The organism is Treponema zioleckii (assembly GCF_014737315.1).
In the GTDB taxonomy this organism is placed as follows: Bacteria; Spirochaetota; Spirochaetia; order Treponematales; family Treponemataceae; genus Treponema_D; species Treponema_D zioleckii.
Genome location: NZ_JPUF01000003.1, coordinates 1 through 23936, shown reverse-complemented (window position 1 = coordinate 23936; position 23936 = coordinate 1). Strand labels below are relative to the sequence as shown.

Annotated in this window: 24 protein-coding genes and 4 tRNA genes; 11 read left to right on the top strand and 17 right to left on the bottom strand. The window is 40.6% G+C overall.

What is annotated here, in order from left to right; all coding sequences use genetic code 11:
- Window positions 1–41 precede the first annotated feature (41 nt).
- The gene (locus JI65_RS01570; protein ID WP_191013623.1) at window positions 42–329 is read right to left on the bottom strand and encodes a hypothetical protein; all 288 of its coding nucleotides are present in this window, start codon (window positions 327–329) and stop codon (window positions 42–44) included.
- Between the two features lie 157 nt (window positions 330–486).
- On the opposite strand from JI65_RS01570, the gene JI65_RS01565 reads away from it, so the two are divergent.
- The 8 genes from JI65_RS01565 to JI65_RS01530 all read left to right on the top strand — a co-directional run bounded on the left by JI65_RS01565 (window position 487) and on the right by JI65_RS01530 (window position 5511).
- Window positions 487–557 (top strand) — tRNA-Gln (locus JI65_RS01565).
- Window positions 558–577: 20 nt separating this feature from the next.
- Window positions 578–650, top strand: a tRNA-Glu gene (locus JI65_RS01560).
- 34 nt (window positions 651–684) lie between these two features.
- A tRNA-Gln gene (locus JI65_RS01555) sits at window positions 685–757 on the top strand.
- Window positions 758–809: 52 nt separating this feature from the next.
- Window positions 810–882 (top strand) — tRNA-Glu (locus tag JI65_RS01550).
- A gap of 161 nt (window positions 883–1043) precedes the next feature.
- Complete coding sequence (locus JI65_RS01545; protein WP_191013622.1) at window positions 1044–1217, top strand: 4Fe-4S binding protein; 174 nt, start codon at window positions 1044–1046, stop codon at window positions 1215–1217.
- 285 nt (window positions 1218–1502) lie between these two features.
- Window positions 1503–1730, top strand: a complete 228-nt coding sequence (locus JI65_RS01540) for a hypothetical protein (protein ID WP_191013621.1) — start codon at window positions 1503–1505, stop codon at window positions 1728–1730.
- A complete protein-coding gene (locus JI65_RS01535) occupies window positions 1723–2703 on the top strand; it encodes a M23 family metallopeptidase (protein WP_191013620.1) in 981 nt (326 codons plus the stop codon). Before JI65_RS01540 ends, JI65_RS01535 begins: the two co-directional genes overlap by 8 nt.
- Before the next feature lie 318 nt (window positions 2704–3021).
- The gene (locus JI65_RS01530) at window positions 3022–5511 is read left to right on the top strand and encodes a penicillin-binding protein 1A (protein WP_242457125.1); all 2490 of its coding nucleotides are present in this window, start codon (window positions 3022–3024) and stop codon (window positions 5509–5511) included.
- A 229-nt stretch (window positions 5512–5740) separates the two neighbouring features.
- On the opposite strand, the gene rpsD is transcribed toward JI65_RS01530, so the two are convergent.
- From rpsD to ilvB, 13 genes are all read right to left on the bottom strand, one after another.
- Window positions 5741–6334: a 30S ribosomal protein S4 gene (rpsD, locus tag JI65_RS01525; protein WP_191013618.1), complete on the bottom strand. Its 594-nt coding sequence runs from the start codon at window positions 6332–6334 to the stop codon at window positions 5741–5743.
- Window positions 6335–6476: 142 nt separating this feature from the next.
- Window positions 6477–6908 (bottom strand): flagellar export protein FliJ, encoded by a 432-nt coding sequence (fliJ, locus tag JI65_RS01520; RefSeq protein ID WP_191013617.1) that lies wholly within the window; start codon window positions 6906–6908, stop codon window positions 6477–6479.
- Between the two features lie 19 nt (window positions 6909–6927).
- Window positions 6928–8388, bottom strand: a complete 1461-nt coding sequence (locus JI65_RS01515; protein WP_191013616.1) for a FliI/YscN family ATPase — start codon at window positions 8386–8388, stop codon at window positions 6928–6930.
- A 120-nt stretch (window positions 8389–8508) separates the two neighbouring features.
- The gene (fliH, locus tag JI65_RS01510) at window positions 8509–9447 is read right to left on the bottom strand and encodes a flagellar assembly protein FliH (protein WP_191013615.1); all 939 of its coding nucleotides are present in this window, start codon (window positions 9445–9447) and stop codon (window positions 8509–8511) included.
- Between the two features lie 52 nt (window positions 9448–9499).
- Window positions 9500–10561: a flagellar motor switch protein FliG gene (gene fliG / locus JI65_RS01505; RefSeq protein ID WP_191013614.1), complete on the bottom strand. Its 1062-nt coding sequence runs from the start codon at window positions 10559–10561 to the stop codon at window positions 9500–9502.
- A gap of 4 nt (window positions 10562–10565) precedes the next feature.
- A complete protein-coding gene (locus tag JI65_RS01500) occupies window positions 10566–10979 on the bottom strand; it encodes a hypothetical protein (RefSeq protein WP_191013613.1) in 414 nt (137 codons plus the stop codon).
- Window positions 10980–10982: 3 nt separating this feature from the next.
- Window positions 10983–12764, bottom strand: coding sequence for a flagellar basal-body MS-ring/collar protein FliF (fliF, locus tag JI65_RS01495; protein WP_191013612.1), 1782 nt, complete (start codon window positions 12762–12764; stop codon window positions 10983–10985).
- A 154-nt stretch (window positions 12765–12918) separates the two neighbouring features.
- A complete protein-coding gene (gene fliE / locus JI65_RS01490; RefSeq protein ID WP_242457124.1) occupies window positions 12919–13290 on the bottom strand; it encodes a flagellar hook-basal body complex protein FliE in 372 nt (123 codons plus the stop codon).
- Between the two features lie 44 nt (window positions 13291–13334).
- On the bottom strand, window positions 13335–13796 hold the full coding sequence (flgC, locus tag JI65_RS01485) for a flagellar basal body rod protein FlgC (protein ID WP_191013611.1): 462 nt from the start codon (window positions 13794–13796) through the stop codon (window positions 13335–13337).
- A gap of 76 nt (window positions 13797–13872) precedes the next feature.
- On the bottom strand, window positions 13873–14289 hold the full coding sequence (gene flgB / locus JI65_RS01480) for a flagellar basal body rod protein FlgB (protein WP_191013610.1): 417 nt from the start codon (window positions 14287–14289) through the stop codon (window positions 13873–13875).
- A gap of 111 nt (window positions 14290–14400) precedes the next feature.
- Complete coding sequence (locus JI65_RS01475) at window positions 14401–15765, bottom strand: MATE family efflux transporter (RefSeq protein WP_191013609.1); 1365 nt, start codon at window positions 15763–15765, stop codon at window positions 14401–14403.
- On the bottom strand, window positions 15766–17187 hold the full coding sequence (argH, locus tag JI65_RS01470; protein ID WP_191013608.1) for an argininosuccinate lyase: 1422 nt from the start codon (window positions 17185–17187) through the stop codon (window positions 15766–15768). It lies immediately after the preceding gene.
- Between the two features lie 24 nt (window positions 17188–17211).
- Window positions 17212–18933 (bottom strand): biosynthetic-type acetolactate synthase large subunit, encoded by a 1722-nt coding sequence (gene ilvB, locus JI65_RS01465; protein WP_191013607.1) that lies wholly within the window; start codon window positions 18931–18933, stop codon window positions 17212–17214.
- 188 nt (window positions 18934–19121) lie between these two features.
- Between ilvB and JI65_RS01460 the strand changes: the two genes are divergently transcribed.
- Entirely contained in the window at window positions 19122–20492 is a 1371-nt protein-coding gene (locus JI65_RS01460; RefSeq protein WP_191013606.1) for an ATP-grasp domain-containing protein, read from the top strand.
- Between the two features lie 15 nt (window positions 20493–20507).
- Window positions 20508–21038, top strand: coding sequence for a hypothetical protein (locus tag JI65_RS01455; RefSeq protein WP_191013605.1), 531 nt, complete (start codon window positions 20508–20510; stop codon window positions 21036–21038).
- Between the two features lie 132 nt (window positions 21039–21170).
- Here the strand turns inward: JI65_RS01455 and JI65_RS01450 are convergent, their stop codons facing one another.
- Window positions 21171–21335 carry a hypothetical protein gene (locus JI65_RS01450; RefSeq protein WP_191013604.1) on the bottom strand — a complete coding sequence of 55 codons (165 nt, stop codon included), beginning with the start codon at window positions 21333–21335 and terminating at the stop codon, window positions 21171–21173.
- 84 nt (window positions 21336–21419) lie between these two features.
- Between JI65_RS01450 and JI65_RS01445 the strand changes: the two genes are divergently transcribed.
- Window positions 21420–21632 (top strand): hypothetical protein, encoded by a 213-nt coding sequence (locus JI65_RS01445; protein ID WP_191013603.1) that lies wholly within the window; start codon window positions 21420–21422, stop codon window positions 21630–21632.
- A 66-nt stretch (window positions 21633–21698) separates the two neighbouring features.
- Here JI65_RS01445 and JI65_RS01440 read toward each other — a convergent pair whose 3' ends face one another.
- Entirely contained in the window at window positions 21699–23108 is a 1410-nt protein-coding gene (locus JI65_RS01440) for a hypothetical protein (RefSeq protein WP_191013602.1), read from the bottom strand.
- On the bottom strand, window positions 23026–23709 hold the full coding sequence (locus JI65_RS01435) for a hypothetical protein (protein WP_191013601.1): 684 nt from the start codon (window positions 23707–23709) through the stop codon (window positions 23026–23028). The genes JI65_RS01440 and JI65_RS01435 overlap by 83 nt, the downstream gene beginning before the upstream one ends.
- Window positions 23710–23936 lie beyond the last annotated feature (227 nt).

Sequence of the window (23936 nt, the reverse complement as noted above, 5' to 3'; positions counted from 1 at the left end):
AAGTTAATTTTCTATTAAAACCGAACTCGCGGCGTTTCCTTTTAACCTCGCTCGTAATCAAAAATCGTTTTGCTTTCAAGCATGTCACCGTAATTTTTTTTCCAATCCAGATGAACGTCGCTCTTGTCGAAATTCAAAAGTCCCTCGTCCGTCATCGTAAGTTCAATCATCAAATGAAAGCGGTTCTCCCGTGTCGAACAAGAATCGTAAAGTTTTACGGAAGAAATTCCCTCGACTTCCAAAGCCTTGTCAAAATGATTTTTGATTTCTGGCAAAAGCTTGCGCCAATTCTCTCGGTCCTTAAATTTTACAATAATACAATGTCTCATACCTTTATTATTCCCATGAAACAAGGCTTTAGTCCACCGTAAAATAAAACATTTCAAAAAAAAAGAAAAATTTTTAATTTTTTTTATTTTTTCGCTTGACTATTTTTTTTAGAAAGAATAATATATTTCACATCGACGCAACAAGCGCTTGACACTTTCCCCGATTGTGTAATGGTAGCACTTCAGATTCTGGTTCTGATTGTGGGGGTTCGAATCCTCCTTGGGGAATTACACAAAACAATTAAACTGGTCCCTTCGAATATCGGTTTAGTTCATCGCCCTCTCAAGGCGGAGAGACGGGTTCGACTCCCGTAGGGACCGTAAGCAAATTAAATTGCTTTATATTTTACTCCATTCCCCGATTGTGTAATGGTAGCACTTCAGATTCTGGTTCTGACTTGTCCGGGGTTCGAATCCTCCTTGGGGAACTAAAAAAGCTGACTTTCAATGGTCAGCTTTTTTATTCAAATATTTTATTTTGGTCCCTTCGAATATCGGTTTAGTTCATCGCCCTCTCAAGGCGGAGAGACGGGTTCGACTCCCGTAGGGACCGCAAAAGCCCCAGCAGTTTCAAAACTTTGCTGGGCTTTTTTTTATTTAAAAACTAGCTTTCTGTTAGCATAACCTAATTCGTTCGCAAAAACACATTTTTCACTTGTTTTTCAAGTTTGACGATGATAAATTATCTTAAATCATTTTTAAGAGGTACCAAATATGGCATACAAAATTGATCCTAGCCAGTGCGTAAACTGCGGAACTTGCGAACCAGACTGTCCAGTTGGAGCAATCAGCGAGAACGACGGACACCGCGAAATTGACGCATCTAAATGCGTAAGCTGCGGAACTTGTGCTTCTGAATGTCCAGCAACAGCTATTTCAGAGGCGTAAGAATAATTTTTTACAGGCTGATTGACTTTCGCGTCATCAGCCTTTTTTTTATTTAAAAAACATAAAAGATTTATTGGACTGTTATCATTTTTTTTATTAGACTATTCGAATGATACAAAAAATAATTCAAGGATACAAAAATCTTTTTAGCTCAACAGGAAAATTATTTTTCTGCTCCTTTTATGCACATTTTTTGCCGTTGCGTTCGTTTTTCCGCTCTGGAAATTCGCAATAACATACCCCAAAGCCTATACGCTCACGATTCTTTCAATTCTGGGATTCTCTTTGCTTTTTGTATTGATAAAAAAAATTCGGAAGGCAGGAATAAAAGTTTTTGCACACCTTGTCCTTAAGATTTTTACAATAATCGCAGGGCTTGCCTGCATAGGCATTTTAGTGTTTAGCGGCAAGCGATTTTTGGCAATTCCGGTCGCAATTGTAACTTTTTTTGCCTACGGACTCATTTCGTTTGGCTTAAAAAGAAACAACAAACCTGAAAAAGAAAATGGTTAAAATCAAAAAAATCATTTTTGCATCATTTTTTCTTTTCTCACTTTATTGGACTGCAAGTGCAACTGATACAATCGTAATTTCAGAAAATGACGTAATTCAATTAACCACAACAAGATACAAAGCACCAAATCCAAAAGCTTCGGAAGAAGAAAGAAAAAAAGTAAAAGCGGAAAGCGACAATTTTCTGGCATACGGAAAAGAGATTGAAAAATCCGAGAAAGAACTCCGAAAAGGAAATCTTCCGTCACTAAAATTTTATTCCTACAAATTAAAAAAAGAAGATTTATCCAACGGAAAGGGCTTTCATCAACTCCGGGCGGCCCTTTCCCAAAATGCCGGAACGCTTGCCACTGTAAACAGACTTTCCGACAAAATGGCTTTAGTGGCTGGCCAGACTATTTTACTTCCTGCGGCACAGGGACTTTACATTGCAAAAACCCCCGAAACAACGCTCGAAGTCTTTCTTTATAAAGAATACATTGGCGAAATAACGGAAAGCACGTTGATTTTTCAGATTAAAGGCGTTGATTTTTATTATCTTCCCAAAAAAAGCTTCAGTTCCACAGACGTATTTTTCTTTGAAGACAGTTCAATGATCCTTCCGCTCGACAAAAAAGTTCTCACATCTCCGTTCGGATACAGGACCAGCCCGATTTCTGGAAAATGGCTTCTTCACAAGGGAGTTGACCTTGCGGCCCCAGTCGGAACAAAAGTTTATGCAACAAAGGGCGGAACAGTGATTTTAAACGGATACAACGAAATTTACGGGAATCATGTTATCATCCAGCACAACAACGGAATGACAAGCACTTACGCGCATCTTTCAAAAAGCCTTGTGACAAAAGGTCAGACCGTGCACGGAGGAGCCGTAATTGCACTCACAGGAAACACAGGCGCGTCAACAGGGCCGCATCTGCATTTTGAAATCCGAAAAGACGGAAAACCGACCGACCCGCTAAAACTCGTAAAATGATTTTTGCAAGTTTTTTAAGAGACAACATGTTTTTCAGCAAAATAATTAAAGATTTCGATATTTAGGTGCGATAATTTAAAAGCCGGGTAATCAACTATCCCCTCCCACCCATTGATGCCCGGCTGCCTGATAGGCACGCCGGCTACAAGCCGGCTTTTTTTTGCACTTTTACAATTTGTGCTTTTTTCAAAAGATTGACACTCAAAGCACAAACCCTTATTCTTAAACATTATGGAAAAAATTAAAGTATCCACAATTGTCCTTTTAGCAGGGCTTTTTGTTGGCTCAATATTGATTGGCTCCGGATTGGGGCTTGCTATGTCTAGCACAAAATACATTATTGATAACGAAAATTTCATGGAATTCACAAATGCCTTGCCGACCAAACTTTTGGATTTAAATGGCGAGCTCATAACGGAACTTTCCAGTGAAGAAAAACGAGAAATGATTAACGTGAGAACCCTTCCACAGCACATGCTCGATGCCTTGATTTCTCGCGAAGACCATATATTTTACGAGCATCAGGGTTTTAGCACTAAAGCCCTTTTTCGTGCCGTAATCGGTCAATTGCTCCACCAAAAGCTTGGAGGTGGTTCAACTCTCACCCAGCAAATTGCAGGAACGCTTTACTGTGACCGAACTGACTATTCTTACAAACGAAAACTCAAGGAACTTTGGTGGGCGATTCAAATGGAGCGCCGCTACTCAAAATCTGAAATTCTTGAATTATACTTGAACAAAATCTATTTTGGCGGCGGTACATACGGTGTAAGTGCAGCATCAAAATATTATTTTAATCACGATCCGTCTGAGATTACCCCGGCCGAAGCCGCAATTCTTGTGGTTCAGCTTTCAAACCCAGCATACTACAATCCTTTTGACTACCCTAACCGTGCAAAGGAGCGTCAGGAAGACGTTCTTGAAACAATGGTTGAGTTAAAATATATTACAAAAGCTCAGGCCGAAGATTCTCTCGAAGAATATTGGGCAAATTTTGACTACACACGAACGAGCGGTGCCGCTGTGTTCAGCCATGACGACAAAGCTCCTTGGTTCAGTGAATATGTAAAACGAGAACTTAGAAACCTCATTTTCGGAACCGATGACATTTACACCAGCGGTTTTACAGTAAATACGACGCTCAACTTGAAACACCAAGACGCAGCCCAGCGGTCAATGGAAAAATATATCGCAATAGCAAATGAGAACTTCTCAAAATCTTCTCTCGAACGACGAAATTCTTCTTTTTCACGATACGTTCCTGTAGGAGATATGATTGCACTTGCATTCAACATTCCTGGGCTGAAACTTTCAAAACAAAGAAACGAAACCGTAACAATGAACACTTACTCTGAGGAAGTAAACCCAGTAGTAGACGTGCTCGCAATGATGTTTGGCGAAGAATCCTTAAAGACCGCCATCGGAAACAAGGCTAACCTTATACGAAACGCTAATGCTGAAAAAAAGCAAGTAGAAGGCACAATGATTTCCGTCGAAAATGAGACTGGCTACATCACAGCTATTGTCGGAGGAAGCAAATTCGACAACGAAAATCAGTTTATTCGTGCTGTGCAAGCGCGAGTGCAACCAGGTTCATCTTTCAAGCCGCTCTACTACAGCATGGCTATCGATTCGAGAAAATTCACGCCAGGAACCCCGCTTTCGGACACCCCGGTAGTATTCTTCCAGCCAAACGGACAGACCTACATTCCAAAAAACTATGCAGGTTCTTACAGAGGCGACGTTCAAGTTTGGAACGCACTTTGTCTTTCTTTGAACATTCCTGCACTGAAGGTTTTGGATGGAATCGGATTTGATGCCGCAATCAACAGAGCAGTTTCCCTTTTGGGAATTCCAGAAGACGAATTGGCATCCCGCGGATTCGATCCAGGATACGCTTTAGGACTTGGCGTTTGTTCTGTAAGACCTATAGAAATGGCAAGAGCATACGCAATATTTGCAAATGGCGGACGCGAAGTTACACCAATTGCAATTCGAAACGTTGAAGACCGCTACGGAAACATAAAAGTCAATCCTGAACATGACGTACAAGTCGCTCAGCAGGCAAAGGGTAAGGCCTACCAAGTTATTACCCCACAGAATGCTTTTGTAATGACCCAGTTGCTCAAAAATACGATTACAGTGGGAACACTTACAAACGCGACTCAGCGTGGCAAATTGTTCAGATACACTGATGAAAACGGAACAATGTTCCAGATGCCGGTTGCGGGAAAAACTGGTACTACACAGAACTGGGCAGACGCTTGGACCGCAGGTTACTCGCCGTATTACACAGCCGTATTCTGGTTCGGATTTGACAAACCTGGAGAAACGCTTGGTATCAGACAAACGGGTGCAGCTCTTGCAGGCCCGGCTTTTGCAGAATTCTTCTACGAGGCCCACGAAGGTTTGCCGTTCAAGGATTTTGAGAAACCAACTTCAGGAATTGTAAGAACCACAGTATGCCGAAGAACCGGAATGATTCCAACAAAGGACTGTGCAGGCGATACAGTGACATTATGGTATTTAAGCGGAACAACACCGTCAGAAAGATGTACATACCATACAGCGTTCAAGACACAAGAAGAAATTGTTTCGGAACGCCTTAACACAGAGATGTATCAAGGCGGATTCGGACATTTTACAGTCATTGATGACGACCCGCTTTCTTTTGATATAAGCCATGAGTATTGGTCACCAGAAGCTGATGAGGGTACAGAAGAATCGGAAGATTCTTTAGGAAGTGAATCAGAAAACGATGCAGAAGAGTTTGAAAGCGACGAAGACTTCAACTCAATGCTTGATTAGCAAACAAATAAACTGCTATATATCCTATCTTGATATTTTTGCTTACCGTGTGCTTAACACGGTAAGTTTCCACTTATTTTTTACAAAAAATTACATAACCTATCGCGCTTTTACTATAAGTTTCACTTTCAAGCATAAAATCAATATCTTATAGAACTTTTTTTGCAAAAAAAAACGCTTTCATAGAAATGAAAGCGTTTTTTAAGAAATTTCTTAGAAAGCCGTTTTACTATTTTGAATAGAACTCAACAACCATCTGATCGTTAATCTGAACTGGAATCTCGTTTCTCTGTGGAAGACGTGCAAGTTTTCCAGAGAAATTCTCTTCATCTCGCTCAAGGTAGTCAAGTTTTGCTTTGTTATCAGAAAGGAAAGTCTTTTTGAACTGTTCACTCTTACGAGCTGATTCTGTCAAAGCAATTGTTGTTCCTACTTTTACTGCATATGAAGGGATGTTTACACACTTTCCATTAACAAGAATGTGTTTGTGTGATACCATCTGTCGTGCCATGCGAATTGAGTTTGCAAAACCAAGTCTGTAAACAAGGTTGTCCAAGCGAGTTTCAAGAGAAACAAGCAAAGCAACACCTGTCATTTCACGAGATTTGTTAGCCTGCTCAAAATAGCGACGAAGCTGGCGTTCAAGAATACCATAGTAAGCTTTAACCTTCTGCTTTTCGATCAAATGAAGACCGTAATCAGATGTTTTCTTAGTTTTCTTAAATGCTGGTGCTCCTGCTCTGTCCATAGCCTTTGGGTGTCCACAAAAGTTTACACCAAGTCTTCTACATTCCTTAAAACGAGGACTTCTTTTAGTAGCCATAATAAAAATGCTCCTTAAAATTTTCATCAAGAGATTTGGCAGCCGCGCACAAATCAACTTGACTTTCAAATGACTGTTAGAGGGATGCTAATCAGTTCAAAAAGAATACCACAAAAAAAATATATATCAAGAAAAAAGAAAATTATTTTTGCTCAAATCGCGAAGTTACAATATCATCAATATCATTCTCTTCTAATTTTTTGATTTTCTTTTTTCCAATCCTGAAGACGATGTTCGCGGAGATTTTCAAGAACTTTTTGTTTTTTTTCATTGCCTCTCGCATAACTTCTCTTTTTTGGTCAGTAACAATTTTAGCTTTCGCCAAGTCATCCAATAAAATTTCTTTTTGATAATCCAAAAATCTAAAATACTGATTAACATTGTACAAACTGCTAATATCATGCATTTCGTTCGCTTGCTTTACAGACGCAACACGGGCATTTGCAATTTCATTAAGAGAATTCTGGATTTTAGTTTCTTCAGCAACAGCCTTTCCCAATTCAACCTGAGCCTGTTTTTTTTCAAAATCTCGGAAATCAAGAACTTTCTGTAAGCCAAAGTAAAATTTCTTCATATTATAAGCCTATACAATATTATTGGAGATTCAAATTTTTAGAAATATCAAACCTCGACGCTGAAGAATTCTCATTCACGACATCTTCAACTTTATGTTCTTTTACAAGCTCCGCAATTGTTTTTCGATTTACGGCAGGATTTTCAACATATTCTTCGTCAGGAATTTCGATTTCGGCAAGCGCGGAAAGTTTGTTCAACGTATCCTCAATCGTACAACGGGCATCTTCTTCCTGAGTAACAAAATCTTCAATAGCCTGATGCTTGTCAATAGCCAAATCAACCTCTGGATTAGAGCCTTTTTGATAAACTCCCGCCATAATCATCTCTCGGTTCTCTTCATAAAGCGCAATCAAACGGCTGATTTTCGTAACAGCCTTTAATGTTTGAGAACCGCACACCCGCCTTGAAAGACGACTTATACTTTGAAGAATATCAATTGCTGGATAGTGTCTCTGCTGAGCCAGAGAACGACTTAAAACAATATGACCGTCCAAGGTTCCGCGAACTTTATCGGTAATAGGCTCATCCATATCGTCACCGTCAACAAGAACGTTGTAAAAAGCAGTTATAGTCCCTTTATCACTTGTTCCAGTACGTTCAAGCAATTTCGGAATCATATCAAAAACACTCGGCGGATAACCACGTTGTGCAGGAGCCTCTCCAGTCGAAAGCCCAATTTCTCGCTGCGCATGGGCAAAACGTGTCATATTATCCATCATCAACATTACATCTTTGCCTTGGTCACGAAAATATTCGGCCACAGCTGTCGTAACATAAGCTGCGCGCAAACGGCAGATAGAACTAGTATCGCTCGTAGCGACAATAAGAACCGAACGTTTCATTCCATCTTCGCCCAAATCCCGATTAATAAAATCCATAACCTCACGGTTACGTTCACCAATCAGTCCAATAACATTTACATCGGCATTAGTATTTCGTGCAATAGTAGAAAGCAAAGTAGACTTACCGACACCAGAACCCGCAAAAATTCCGAGACGCTGACCTTTTCCGCAAGTCAAGAGAGAATCGATACAACGGACTCCAGTTACAATTCTTCGGTCAATCGGCTTTTTCGTCATAGGATCCGGGGGAAAAGCCAACGCTGGATAATATTCATTCACCTCAAGTGGGCCCTTGCCATCAATCGGAGTTCCGGTCGCATCAAGAACGCGTCCCAAGAGATTTTTTCCAACAGGCACTTGCAATTCATGTCCTGTCGCAATAACTTCACAGCCAACTTCAATTCCCTTAGTATCTCCGAACGGCATAAGTTTTACCTTATTGTCTTCAAGACCCATCACCTCAGCAAGAAGTGTCTTTTCGGAATTTGGATATTTTATTGTACAGATTTCGCCAATTACAGAACGGGGTCCACGACTTTCAATCATCAATCCCTTCACACCAGTAACATAACCAGTGTACAAGATTGTCTCCGTCGATTTGACAATATTTATATATTTTTTAAAAAAAGATTTCATTCCCCACCCCCAAGAATCTTAACCTTATTTTATATCGTCTTCAAAACTGATTTTAGAGTCCGTTAGTATAAATACAAAAAAGTCTGCCTGAATTTTATCAAGCAGACTTGCTCATTTATTTTAAGCTTCAGAAGCAACTGGTTGCTCTGTTTTTGTCAAACTCTTTACAGGACTAATCTCAAGAATCTTTGTTTCAAGTTCCGTAAGTTGACTGCTGATTCTAGCATCAATTGCACCAAAATCAGTCTCAACAATACAACCGCCCTTCTCTACTGTTGAATCTTCAAGCACCGTAATGCCCTTTACATTTTCAACTTGCTTTATAAAATCCTGGATATGCTCAGTTGTAAGTTTTACATCCGCAAGATTAACACGAAGATTAACGTCTCCGCGGCCTTTCACTTTTTTGAGAGCCTGCAAGACATTTGCCATAACGACACTCTTCTGGTTCTCAGAAATGATTTTTACAACCTTGCGAGTCATAAGAACTACAAGTTCGACAATCTGCTGCTCGGTCTCGCTTAAAATTTCTTCTCGGCGAGACATTACAGCCTCCAAAATTCGATGAGTGCGTTCAACAAGGCGATTTACTTCTTCCTGACCAACCTTGTAGCCTTCCTCTCGGCCTTTAGAAAGCCCCTCTTCATAAGCCTTTTGCTTAACATCTTCTTGTTCAAGAGAAGCCTGCTGCCGAATTTGAGTCGCATCGTCCTGAGCTTTTTGAATGATATCTTTTGCTTGCTGTTCTGCTTCGTTTTTTATAACAGCAGCCTGATCGGTCTGCCGCTTTACTTCATTGAATGCAGCCTGCTCCGCATTTTTTAGAATTTCGTCAGCTTTTGCCTGAGCATCTGCAAACATTTGCTGCTTTTCAACTTCAAACTGAGCCTTGTATTCATCAGCCTCGCGTTTTAAATCCTCCACTGTAGGACCTGTATATTGAGGCACTTCCTCAACCTCAACTTCCTCGACAGGCTTATAGAACTCATGAACAAGTTTAAGTTCGAATTTGTTGTCTTTTGTATGTACCTGATTTGGTAGAAATAAATTTTGTGCCATGAATTTCCCCTACATTAAGATGATTTTAACACTCATCGGCGTACAAGATGAATTAAACAAGAACGTCTTCCTCGCCACCACGAGCAATAACAATTTCACCAGCATCCTCAAGACGTCGAATGACAGATACGATTTTCTGCTGAGACTCTTCAACATCCTTCAAGCGGACAGGTCCCATGAATTCCATATCTTCCTTCAACATGCTTGCAGCACGCTTTGACATATTTCTGAAGATTTTGTCCTGAACTTCGGCATCAACAGATTTGAGCGCTTTTGAAAGTTCCTGCGTATCGACTTCGCGAAGTACTTTCTGGATAGCACGGTCGTCGAGCATAACAATATCTTCGAATACGAACATTCGCTTTTTGATTTCCTCGGCCAAATCTGGATCGTCCTCTTCCAAACTTTCGATAATCGACTTTTCAGAAGAACGGTCAACAAGGTTAAGGATTTCAACGATAGACTCAACACCACCGGCAGCAGTGTAATCTTCGCTAGACAATGTAGAAAGTTTCTTTTCAAGAACTCGCTCAACTTCTCGAAGAACGTCCGGAGATGTTCGGTCCATCGTAGCAAGTCGCTTAGAAACTTCCGGCTGGATTTCTACAGGAAGATTCTGCAAAATAACCGCTGCTTTTGCAGGCTCAAGATAAGCAAGAATCAAAGCGATAGTTTGCGGATATTCCTGCTGAATAAAGTTCAGCAAATGCGCAGGGTCTGTTCGCCGAATAAAGTCGAACGGACGAACCTGCAAAGAACTTGTAAGTCGGTTGATAATATCAATGGCTTTCTGACTTCCCAAAGATTTTTCAAGAAGTTCGCGAGCATAATCAATACCACCAGTCGTGATAAAGTTCTGGGCATTCATCAAATCCTGGAATTCTTCCAAAACCTGATCTTTAAAATCAGAATCAACGGTTTCAAGCCGTGCAATTTCAAATGTAAGTGTTTCAACTTCGTCTTCTCGAAGGTGCTTCATAATCTCAGAAGAAACATCTGAACCAAGGGAAACAAGAAAAATCGCAGCCTTTTGGCGTCCTGTAAGATTTTTATAATCTTTTGCGCCACCCTTTTTAGAGTTTCCAGAAGTTTTTGCGCCTTTTACCTCTGACATTTTTCTAATCCTCCTTCATCCAAGCACGAAGGGCATCTGCAATTGCAGTTGGATTTTGAGCAATAAAATTGCGCAAACTGTTTTCCTTCGGATTTGACTGAGCTCTTACAATTTCTTCAATCTGCGCATCAGTATGAATCGGTTTTGAAATTCCTACACGGATTCCAAAATCATTCGCCTCTTGAAGAGCAGCAACTTCATTAGATTTATTTACGTTATAACCAAGTCCTTTTATAGACCGCCGAAGTTTTTTTATTTCATCGGTACTAAGGTAGTTTATTACACCGTCCCCGGCGAGACCACCAATTTCCGAAAACAGAATCGCCGCCTTCTCCCGACCAGACAAAGGTCTTTTAGCATTGTTAAGATTCTGTGTTACTTTATAAAAATATTCATTAGTTTCTGCGGAATAATTCATCTATTAATTATCCTCCATCAACCAAGTTCTAATGAGCATTGCAACGTCTTCTGGGTGTTCTTTAGCCATTGCAATTGCATTTTCCTGAAGTTCAGCACGCTTTCGCTCTTCGACAGACATAGTAACTTCCATGCCGTCCTGTTTTGCATCCCAAAGCGCTTTCTCGCGTTCTGCCTGCTGTCTTCGGAGAAGTTCTTCCTCTCGAAGTCGCTTTCGACGCTCAAGCTCACGAGAAATAAATCTGATGATAATGAACGCGATAAGGATAGCAACGATACAAATAAGCACAATCATAATTGTGAGTTTTCTATTTGCACGTGCAATTTCTTCCTGATCGGCTTTGTCAAATTCTTCATCTTTTGGGATAGACCAACTCGTAATCGAAACAGTATCACCACGAGACTCGTCAAACCCTACGGCTGACTGAACATACGAAGTAACCTTTTCAAGGACAGTCTCCTGCACAGGATAATAAACACGAACGATTCCGCCTTTCTTAAAGCGAACTTTAGTTCGGTCTGCCCAATCAGGATACGTCTCTTTTAACTGCTCCTCGTTTTTATTCGTAACAATTATGTAATTGCCTTTTTCATCGGTTTGAGGTTCCCAATAACCGTCAATATTTGCAGCCACAGTAATTCTGTCAATCTGAGGGCGTTTTTCACCAACGCTATGAGTCTGATTGAAAACGTAATTTTCAGTCTTACCAACTTCTTCTGACTTTCCAATCACATTTGTGTTGTCCGCATAAGTCGGCGGATTTTCACCATCAACACCAGCAGGTCCCTGAGGATTATAGCCAGTTCCCGTAAAGGTTCTAGTCACAGTCTGCGAAGAGACCGGCGTGCTAATCATTACCTCACGCTCTGAATATGGAGTTTTTGGATTATCAGGAGTAAGTTCGATTGGTGTAATTTCAGTTTTGTCAACAGAAAGTTTTGAAGTATCCATCTTAACTGTTACGTCAACAGATTTTACACGATCAATCGTAAAGTTCTGCTGCAAAGATTTAAGAACCTTTGCGCGATATTCATTTGCTAGCTTAAGCTTGAGTTTTTCAGTTTTCTCAGTAAGAGTCAGGCTATCAAACTCTTCCATATCACCAAAATCATTAATCTGATTACCATCGCTATCAGAAATAGTGATATATTCTGGCTTAAGATCACTTACAGAATGAAGAAGAAGATTTTGAACAGTCTTAATTTTTCTCTGATTTCGAGCCATATCACTGCCATTCCTAAAATGGAGTACGACAGCGGCTGTTACCGGAGCTTTATCCGCACCAAAAGCATAAGCATCATCATCGCGACCAATCTGAACATCTGCACGAGAGACATCTGAGATCTGCTCAATCATGAGCTCGATTTCTTCTTTTCGAGCAATATTCGCATTTGCGTTTCGTTCAAAATCCGTTGTAGACCAATTGGATTTTCCAAGAAAAGCCCACGGGCTAGTGCCGTCAGGAACCAAACCTTCGTCAATGAGAATTGTACGATAATATCTTGCAGTGTCTTCGTCTTTTACACGAATAACATTGGTAGAATCAACTTCGTACCATACCTGATCACGGCTGAGACGATTTGTAATTTTGTCGCGATCAACCTGATTTAAGATAGGCTCCGCAATAAGAGGCTTAGACGTAGGAGCTGATGAACTGCGAGTCATAACGACAATCGCTATAACCACAACGGCTACAATTCCTACGGCAATAATTTTCTGAACGGGTTTCCAATTAGACCACTGTTCTTTTGTTTTAGTAGTGACTTTTTTAAGCCATTCGTTCATCTGACCCTCCCGTGAACGAACAATTAAATAGTGCATTATTCTAACATTTAATTATTCTGCTGAAAAGCACATTAAATTTATTTTTGTAACAAAACGTAAAAAACGCATAAACGCAAAAAAAGAGATATATAAATCTCCTTTTTATCGGTTAAAATTATCTGTTAGTTGATAGTTCATTCCAACCAGTTACAAGCCTGTCAATAACTGTCTGTGTCAAAGAAAGAGACATTTGAGCTTTTGCCATGGCTGTAGTTACATCGTGAATATCAACAGATTCAGGATCTGTAATAAGTTGCTCTGTAACTTTATCAACATCAATCTGCTGCTGGTTCATCTCGCTTACGGCATTTACGAGAAGAGACTCAAAAGAACCAAGTTTTCTTTCGCCAGACAAACTTGCAGATTCAGATGTATAAAGAGTATTTGTAGAAAGCTTAGCCGTACCAGCATGAGCAGGATTAGTCCTTGTCATATCAGGTGCCTTCATAATTTCCATTGAAAGTGGTGTTTTTGAATTAACGATCATATTTATCTTCCTTCATTTACTTTTTAAAATACTCATTAAACAGTTTAGCTTCGCCCAATTTCAAGAGCGGCACCAAACATATCTTTTGCTCCCTGCACAACGGTGGCATTAGCTTCGTATGCACGGCTAGCAGAAATCAAATCTACCATTTCGTTAACAATATTTACGTTAGGATATTCAACATACCCTTTGTTCGGTCCAGATTTTATTGCATCGGCATTCTCTGGGTCATAAACAAGACGTCCCTGGGAAGTGTCTTTCGTAATTTGTCTTACACGAACACCCTTTCCAGGTCCGTTATCCTGCTCTGCTGCTGTGAATGGAGTTCTCCAAACAGGATGCTCGGATGCAATCGGCTCTAGAATTACGGAAGATCTTTTGAATGCCCCACCCTCTGGAGTTCTTGTCGTTGAAGCGTTTGCAATGTTGTTTGAAATTACATCAGTGCGAAGCCGCTCAACGCTCATTCCTGTGGCAGCGATATTAATCGAAGTAAACATTCCCATTTCTATTCATCCTCCATAAAGCCTATAAAGCTTATTGAACTTTACAAAACCTAAACCCCAACAAAACTAAGGATTTTTATTTTTTGATCGCAGTTTTTATCTGATTGAACTGAAAACTCTCAAGCTGAGCAAGCATTCGGTAGTTCAACTGAATCTTCATAACGTTCATAGCTTCAGTTTCTGCATTCACGTTGTTTCCGTTAGCTTTTTCTGTTGAAGTCCAATCTGTCACACGGCGAGGCTCAACAGATTTGTAGTCATACGGCTGTTCAAGCTGGATATGACGCTCATCCGTAGTTGTGAGCTGCAAAGATTTACCAGTGTCTTTTTCGCTGTCGAGAGCACGTTTTAATTCACTCTCAAAATTAACTTCCTGACGCTTGTAATTTGGCACACCCGCCATTGCAATATTATTTGCTGAGACCTGATAGCGCAGTGTGTTAACGTCCATAGCGCGTTGTAATAAATCTACTGACCGTGTAAAACTATTCATACTATACTTGTCGGCATATTTTGCTTGAAAATCAAGATTGAAAACAAAAAAATTAATATTTTTTTCATATTTCACCACCAAAAAAGACGGCAAAAAGCCAGTCTGCAAAAATCAATTCCTCGTTATATTTTTAAGCCAATGATATTTTTTATAATATAAATAAATTACAGGAAGTTTTAAGATTTCATCAAGATTCAATATGAAATAAACAATCAAAACCGGTGCATCAAACACAAAAGCCGAAAGGAATCCAGCAGGAACGCTCACCACCCACATAGAAATCGTGTCGCAAATCATGCAGAATTTAGAGTCGCCGCCTGCGGGGAAAACTCCGCAATTCGTTACGCAGTTGATTGATTTTCCAATCATATTGTAAGAGCAAATAAAAAGCATCAATTTTAGGAATCTCAGTGCCTCTTCACTCATCGAAACGTTTTTTAAAACAGTCGGAATCAGCAAAATAATTATTCCGCCCATCAAAACGCCATTCAGCAGTGCGATATGACAGAATTTTGAGCCGTAAATTCGGGCCTTCTCAAAATTCTCACGGCCAAGTTCGTTTCCAATCATAATTCCGGCACCTGCCGAAAGCCCCGAACTCATACAGCACACGAGATTTTTTACAATGTTTGAAATTGAATTTGCCGCTACGGCATCACTTCCCAAGTGCCCCATAATTACCGAGTACATGGAAAATGCAACGCCCCAGGACACATTGCTCAGAAGAACAGGATAGGAATATTTCCAGAAATCCAACCGAAAGACTTTTTCAATTCTGAAAAAATATTTTAACCGGAATTTCAACCTGCCGGGTCTTGCAGTTTCCAGCAAAGTCCAGGCAAGCTCGACAAACCGCGCAATCAGAGTTGCAAGCGCGGCGCCTGCAATTTCGAGCCTAGGTGCGCCCAAAAGCCCGTAGATGAACAAAGCGTTCAAAATTATATTCAGAACTACGCAAAACGACGAAATTACCGTGGAAATTAAAGCGTGCTCCGAATTCTTCAAAATGCACAAATAAATCTGAGAAATTCCTGCAAAAAGATATGACGGGGAGACAATTTTTAAGTAAATCACACCTTTTTCGATTATTAACGAATCCTCGGTGTAAATTCTCATCAATAAATCAGGAAAGAAAAATGACAGAAACGAAAAAATGAATGCAATTGAAGAAGAGATTTTTACGACATAGGCAAAAATCTTTTCGATTGAGTCAATGTCGTTTTTTCCCCAATACTGAGCCGCAAAAATCGAAAGCCCAGTATTAAAGGCAAAAAGAAACAAACTCGCAATAAAAGCGATTTGAGTCGCAAGAGAAACTGCCGAAAGTGAAGTCTGATCGAGACGAGCCAGCATCAAAGCATCGCTTGCATTCACAATTGCAACCATGAATGACTGGAATGCAATCGGGATTACAAGCGAAACAAGTCTGCCGTAAAACTCTCTGTTTGTGAACGGACGATTTTTTTCTGATGCCATTTAGTATTTCTTACAGAATTCCTTTAAGGCCAAAATTTGCTTTTCAGTCTGCTCAGGGCTAGGTCCGCCCGTAGTTTTGCGGGCTTCCATACATGCCTTCGGAGTGATTTTTTCAAAAATATCACTCTCGAACAAATCCGAAATATTTTTCATATCGCTCAAAGAAAGTTCTTCTATAGAAGAAAGGCCAGAATCGATTGCAAGGCGAACACATTTTGCAGCAACGCCATGTGCAAGCCTAAAAGGAAGACCTTTTCGCACAAGATAGTCCGCAACATCAGTTGCATTCGCAAAACCGCCAAAGCAACTTGCCTCCATCTTTGGAAGGTTCCATTTTGCGCTAGAAATCATCGCCTCAAAAACGATAACGTTGCCCTGCACCGTGTCCAAAGCTTCAAAAAGAGGAGCTTTGTCTTCCTGCATATCACGGTCGTAAGCCAACGGAAGCCCCTTCATCATTACGAGAAGGTTTATAAGATCCCCGTAAACTTTTCCCGTGCGTCCGCGGATAAGCTCCGCAAAATCAGGATTTTTCTTTTGAGGCATAATCGACGAACCGGTTGACCATTTTTCGCTCAAATCGATAAAACCAAATTCTGTAGTAGACCAAAGAACAACTTCTTCGCACATTCTCGAAAGGTGACTTTGAAGAAGCGCAAAATCCGAAGTGAATTCAATGCAGTAGTCGCGGTCTGAAACGGAATCAAGGGAATTTTGGGTAACACCGGAAAATCCCAGCTGATCCGCCACAAACTCACGGTTAAGCGGCAAGCCACTTCCAGCCAGCGCACCGCTACCGAGCGGAGAAAGGCTCACCCGCTTCAAGGAATCTTCAAGCCTTTCAACGTCGCGGGTAAGCATCCACGCCCAGGCGCAAAGATGCTGAGCAAGGGTTCCAGGCTGAGCATGCTGCATGTGAGTATAGCCAGTCAAAAGCGAGCGAGTATGATTTTTTGCAATATCCGCGAGCGTATTTATAAGCGAAACAATATTCTTTTGCAGTTCTGGAATCACTCGACGAAGATAAAGTCTCTCGTCAAGCGCAATCTGGTCGTTTCGGCTTCGCCCAGTGTGGAGCTTTCGTCCGGCGTCGCCGATTCTATCAGTCAATGTTGCCTCGACAAACGAATGAATATCCTCTGCCGAATAATCTATTGAAAGCTTTCCAGACTGCAAATCACTCTCAATAGAAGACAAGCCGTTTTGAATCTCTGAGTTTTCTTTTTCGGAGATTATTCCCTGCTTAAAAAGCATTTCGGCATGAGCTTTTGAGCCTTTTATGTCGTCAAGAGCCATTCTCTCATCAACATGAATCGAAGTTTCAAATTCAACGGCCGCGGCATCCGGGCCTTCTGCAAACCGACCGTGCCACAATGCCGCGTGATTGTTATCTGTAATCGTTCCGTGTTTTTCGTTTGCCATACTGCAACCTCGCCCGCAATTTTTTTAGTTGTCCCAGCTCATCATCTGCTGGTCGATTGGCTTTCCAGGAATTGCCATCGGGAGAATCATTTCGTCAATATCAACACGAGAATCGACAATACAAGGCTTTTTAGATTCAAATGCAGCCTTAAAAACTTTATCGAACTCGTCGTTATTAGAAGCCTTAAAATAGCCTACTCCGTAAGCGTCGGCAAGTTTTTCCCAATTCGGGCCAAAATCGAGAGTCGTGTGACTGTAACGTTTTTCGTAAAAAAGCTTCTGCCATACACGAACGTTTCCGAGAGTTCCGTTGTTTACCAAAACAATTACAATCGGAAGATTGTATCGTGCTATCGTGCAAAGCTCATTGCAGTTCATGCGGAACGAACCGTCCCCCGCGATATGAACGACTCGTGCGTCAGGCTGACCGACCTGGATTCCCATTGCGGCTCCTGTTCCGAACCCCATTGTTCCTAATCCTCCAGAAGTTACAAAACGACGCGGCTTTCCGAACGGATAGAACTGAGCCGTCCACATCTGATGCTGACCAACCTCGGTCGTAATGTAAGCGTCATCGCCAGCATATTTGTGAACTGTCTCAAGAAGGAATTTCGGGTTAATCGAATCTTTTTTGACTTCTGAATAGCAAGCAGGAACTTCTTTCTTCCAGCCGTCAATTTTTTTAAGCCAGTCTTTGTGCTCGCGTTTTTCAATGAGCGGCAGAAGACGCGTAAGAATCGCCTTAACGTCTCCCACAAGCTGCTCCTGAGCCGGAATATTTTTGTTGATTTCGGCAGGGTCAATATCAATGTGAAGGACAGTCGCATTAGCGGCAAAAACTTTAGGGTCGCCAATTACGCGGTCGCTGAATCTAGAACCGAGTGCGAGAACAAGGTCGCTTTCGGTAACAGCCATATTGCTGGCACGCGTTCCGTGCATTCCGACCATCCAGGTGCAAAGCGGATGCGAAGCCGGGAACACATCGCGTCCCATAAGGCTTTCTGCCACAGGAATCTGAGCTTTTTCTGCAAATTCAAGAAGCTCTTTTTCGGCTCCAGAGATTTTTACACCGCCACCAGCATAAATAATCGGTCGCTCAGATTTATTGATGATTTCAGAAACTTTTTTGATTTCTTCGTCAGTCGGAACTGCAACATTCACAACGCGAGAAAAGTTCGCGTTTTCCGTAACGAGTTCATTAAGTCCGCTCTCGCCTTTTGCAAGAGGCTCAAATTCACATTCCTTTGCTGTAACGTCTTTTGGAATATCAATGAGAACTGGTCCTGGGCGACCAGATTTTGCGATTATAAATGCTTCGCGGAATGTTTTTGCCAAATCACGAACGTCTTTTACAATAAAATTATGTTTTGTGATTGGAAGAGTTACGCCAGTAATGTCGATTTCCTGAAAAGTGTCTTTTCCGAGAAGAGGAGTTCCAACGTTACAAGTTATCGCAACGACAGGAACTGAGTCCATGTAAGCAGTGGCGATTCCAGTTACGAGATTCGTAGCACCCGGTCCTGACGTTGCCATACAAACACCCACTTTTCCAGTTGTGCGGGCATATCCGTCAGCAGCATGAGCCGCAGCCTGCTCGTGGGCTGTAAGAATATGATTGATTCTATCTGAATTTTTATAAAGGGCGTCATAAATGTTTAGAATGTTTCCGCCCGGATAACCAAAAACAGTGTCAACGCCTTGCTCGACGAGACATTCAATTACAATTTGTGAGCCATTTATTTTCATATCGTCCCCATAAAAAAAAGAATTTTTTTGATGCAAAACATTCTACCGATTTTTAACTCCGCTTTCAACGTTCAAAAAATTCAATTCCGCAGTCCGAATTATAAACTTGCATAAGTAAAAAAAGGAAACGCAAAAGCTAAATTTTCCTCTCCCTTGAATCGTCTGCAAATATTCTTTATTTTAGAAACATGAATATTCTTTTTTACAGCACGAGCAGCAATATTTACGACGGGACGAACCTTTGCATAAAGACCACTCCTTTGTGTGCCGAGCAAGTTGAAGAGCTGGCTAAAAAATATCCTGAACACAATTTTATTATTGCAACGCAGCTTCCCGGAATGTTTCTTCTAGATTTGGACGGGAACAAAATAAAATGCAAAGCTAACCAAATCCGTTACGAAATAATCGAAGATGATAATGAAGATAAAATCGCAGACTTTCTTTCGTCCCTTAACCCCGAAATTGCGATAGCCGCAAGTTTTTACGTTGCGCCTTACGACTGGCTCACCATAAAAGACGCGCTAGTTGCCGAAAAGCTCCGCGAAAAAGGAATAAAAACAGTCTGCCACGCAGCACAAACCGCCCTGAACTGCTTTGACAAATTCAAAACGCACGTTACGCTGGAAAAATTCGGTTTTAACACGGCAAAGGCCGTTTACGTTCATCATGCGCTTTTTGTGAACGCAGGAAACCGCCGCGAAGTAAAAAGCAATATTTACCGCACCGCAATTCTGAACGAGATTCAAAAATTAAAATATCCTGTAATTATAAAAGACACAGTGGGATTAAGTTCTTACGGAGCAGATGTGGTGAACAACTTTGAAGAGGCAAAAAACATACTTTTTTCTAGAAAAACGTCGTCGGACAGAATCGTTGAGGAACTGATTTTGGGCGAGCAATTCGGCGCAGAAATTCATTCAAGCCTTGCTGCAGACAAGTCGCATTTTGAGCACAAAGTTTTCTCCCCGTTCATTTTTAGCGTGAACCGTTACGGAATTACAAGCCCAAAACAGAGCGTAAAAATCGGGCCGGTCGAAAGCCCAAAGTACAAAATTGAACAGCTAAAATCAGAACTTAAAAAACTTGCCGACAGTCTTAATTTTGAAGGAATCTCACAAGTTGACTTGGTTTATTCCGAAAAAGAAGAAAAATGGTATATAATAGAAATAAATCCGCGCCTTTCAGGTATGACGCAAACTTATGCGGCAATGTGCGGATGTTCGATTTTTGAGTTGCTTTTTAACCTTTCGGGAGAAAACAAAAAAAATCCGGAACGCGAGCAAGAACGCTCAGAAACAAACGGTGTTTTTATCAACATAAAATATCCGCTTTTGAACGAAGAGACAATCAAAAAAATGAAGGCTCTCCCGTTCGTGCATTACGTCTCGCAAACCGAGAACAAAGCCGCAAGGCAAATCCGCGAGCAAGGCTATTGCGAAGTGATTTTAGGCGGAAAAAACAAAGCTGATTTGGAAAAAAAACTTTTTGAATTAAAAGAAACTTTTGGCGGCGAAGAAATTTTTTTTAAGAACGCAAAAGATTTGCTTTTAAAAATTTAATTTTGAGGTAAAAAAATGTACGCATCATTCATGTTTTTTCTTGTGGTCGGTCTTGCGATTTACGGAACCGTCGCAGCAACAAAAAAACGCAAAGAAGGAACAAAGTACAACGGTTTTGAAGAATCAAAAATTACAGAAAGCAAAAATGATTCAGAATCAGAACTAAAAGACGAAAAATTGATAAGCGAAATCAACTTGATAAAAGAAACGCTTTCAAACGCCATCGAAAAAGGCGGCCACGATTCTTCACGCATAAAAATCGCTTTCCAAAAAAAACTGAACCTTCCCGAAGAAATAGCGTGTTTTAAGCGCGAGTCAGGTTGGTATTATTACAGCTCAGACGATAGGAACCGCGGAATTTACCGCGGACCTTATGACTTGAACACGCTTATCCACGTGCTCGCATTCCGGTTGCCAATCGAAAAAGACGAACGTATGGAACTCGATCAAAAGTTTCCGAGCGAAGCTTTCAACTCAGGAAATTATCTTTCCACAAAAAGTTTTTTAACAGTCGAACAGATTGAAAAATTTGAATCATCGTTATAGATTCCAACGCAGCTTGATTGCAGACAATTATAAAAGAAGAATTATGGATAATTATCAGCGTTCATCTGCGTCAAACTTATGGGCATCTAAAATTAAGGGCATCTCGAAAAACTGAAATTTTTGGAGTTTCCCTTAAGATTCTTCAAAAGTCTTTTTTAGCTCGGCATATTCTTCTTTCGTCAAATACTCAACTTCAACTTTTCCGTCAACTTCGTTTACATCAATAATATCAAACTGCGAATAATTCTGAACGAGCCAAATATCATAAGCCGTCCAATTTTCAAAAGACGCTTTCATAAATCCTCCAAAAAACAGTCAATCTTAAAATTACCTTGTCTAAATTCGATTGCACTATTTTGCTATATAACTTAAAATAATAGTATGGCTAAAGACAGACAATACACGGATGAAGAATTGGCTATTCTCGCTCAAATTAAAGCTGGCATTCAGTGCGACATGACAGATTACGACAAAGCTCGTAATAAAATCAAGATTCGCAAAGAAATGGAACGCTACCAAAATCTTCGGGATGCCTTAAACGGAAACGACGGTGACTCAACTTCGAACAGTTCAACACCAGCTCGAAGACGGTAAACAACCGAAAAACAGCAAAATCCCGCCATGCTCACTTTTGCGTGGCGGGATTTTTAATTTTAAGTCCTATTCCAGCACCGCGTAGATTTTTCCGTTTTCAACATAATAGCGAACTTCGCCGGACTGCTCGTCAACTTTGTAAACGTAGTCCGAATTCAATTCCAAGTCCATGGCTGAGCAAAGCTCAAAATCATTGCGGGTGTCATACGGACCGTATTTTTTTCCGTTCACAATAAGATATTCGCTAACATCGTCATCAGCAATCGCAAAACCTTTTATAGCAACATTCTTTCCATCTTGAGAAGGGAACACAGCAATTTGCGAAAGGGAATCTTTTATAAGGACTTCTTCAACGTTTGGATTTTTGAGCCCATATTCGCAAGAATAAAGATGAATTCCGTCAGCCATCTTCAGTGCCCAAAAGATTTTTTTAGACGCAGGAGCGTAAGCTGCAGAAATCTTTTCGCCACCAACACAATCATACGGTCCAAAAACCTGACTTTCAGTAACCAAATATTGCTTTCCTGAGTTGATAACGAGCCATGCGACGACTAAGTTCTTTTCCATATCACTGTAAACAGTTCCCTCAGAAATAAATTTGTCAAAAGTAAAAATCAAATTTCCTTCTATATAAATGCCTTGTTTTCCGTTCAAAACCGCACAATATGCAAATTTTCCGTCGTTCATAAACCAAGTGTACATATTTTCCGCAAGCCGATTAAGCCCGATTCTGGTGTTTTCGTAAGGTCCATATTTTTTTACGTACACATTTCCGGTTTCATAAACAATTTCTTGTGGCGTTTCATCTTCAGTAAAATTTTCTTCCTCGTTTAAAGGCTCGCTCTCATCAGAGTCATCCTCGTCGGAAGATTTTTCCAAATCAAGTTCCGCCACTTCGTCAATAAAGTTTGAATCAACAGATTTTGTCTCTTCAGTTTCTGAATCCGGGAACGGAGACTCTTCACCAAGAATAGGAGAATCTTCCTGCGCCGTATTTTGCGGAGCATTCTCGCCAAAGAATTCAGAGGCCAACTCGTCCTTAATGTCGCTAGAAGCATTATCAACGTCCTCGGCATTCGGAGCTGGCTCTAAAGAACTTTCAGACTTGGAATCTTCTTTTTCTTCAAGATTTTCTTCTGGATTCTTAGAAGGCTCAGAATCATCAAGAGGCGCAGAGTCTGACTTTTCTGAATCAGGCTCAGTTTTAATTTCTGAATCATTCTGATTTTCTAAACCTGTGCCCTGCTCCGCAGTTTGATTCTCTTTTTGATTATTGTCCACCGGCTGATTTGTTACAGGCTTCTCTTTTTGCGCACCAACATTTTTATTCTGTTTTACCGAAGAATTTGTCTTTTTTACAGAAGAAAAAGTAGATTTTTTTGAATTCGCACTCTCAACTACAAAATAGCTTTTTTTGTCGGAATTTGAGTCGGTCAAATAACTGTAAGCGTATTTTTTTGTTTTTTGAATCCGCATACGAAGCAAAATTTCCAAAAAGGTCAATGCTGATTTTTTCATTGCCTTTGATAATCCAGCGGTTTATGAGACGTGCAGGAACCTTCCAGACTTCCTCATACGGGGTTGCGGGATCAAACTGATATTCGTCAACTTCGTATGCAAGAATGTCGTTAACCAAAATAAGTCCGCTTACCAACGGATTCTGAAAAACATTGTCCGTTACGGAAAGGCTCACAGGCATAGTGCCCTTGTGATTTTCGTAATCAACGCCATAAGGGCCCTGCAAAGTTTTTCCGTTAAAAATATAAGTTCTAGGATACCCGTCTGAAGCAATCTGAACTTTTTTGTAAACAAGAAGTTTTTCGTTATAAATATGAATTTCTGTTATTCCGTCAGCATCAATCGATTTTTGACCGTCAAACAAAAAAGTTTTTCCAGCTTTATCGTAAGTATAAACGGCTTTTCCATTCAATATTCCAATGATATTCTCTTCAGCAACCGTAAATCCGCTAACACTTCCAATTTGAACAGGCTCACCTTTTTTTAATTTTAGCGACTGACCAAAAATAAAATTAAAAGTCGCAAAGAAAAACATTAGAACGCAGATTTTTCGTTTCATTTCTTTGAATTTCCTCCCAAAACAAAAAACACCCAAAGCTAGATTATAAAAAAACAACGCTTATATGCAAAGGATTACAGAAAAAAAAGAGGAATTTCCTACAAATCGCGATTTGTAGGAAGCCCCAATAATCCACTTTTCCCCGGAAAGCCCGCCACAAAAAGTGCCTTTTCCGAGGAAAATTAAGGATTGCGCTACATATAGCGTAGTTTTTGCCGTTCTAAAAT